The following is a 276-nucleotide window of genomic DNA, read 5'->3' on the forward strand; positions in this document are numbered from 1 at the left end:
GTCCCCGACCCGGAACTCGGTGACATCGGTGACCCACTTCTGATTCGGGGCCGTAGCTGTGAACTGACGGTCGAGGATGTTCGCCGCGACCGCCCCGACCTGACCCTGATACGAGACATACCGTCGACGGCGCCGCACAGCACACGCCAACCCGAGCTCGCGCATCACCGCGAGCACGGTCTTCTTCGCCACCCGCCACCCCGCGTCGACCAGGACTCGGTGCACGCGCCGATGCCCGTAACGACCGTGACTGTCCTCGAACGCGCTGCTCACCGC

The 276-nt window shown here is 67.4% G+C and carries 1 protein-coding gene; it reads right to left on the reverse strand.

Annotation, left to right across the window (positions count from 1 at the left end):
- Positions 1-276, reverse strand: a 276-nt coding sequence (locus ACFI9K_RS24930) for an IS3 family transposase (protein WP_462665986.1), incomplete at both ends; no start/stop codon positions are given.

This window comes from Rhodococcus sp. PSi06 (assembly GCF_054960675.1).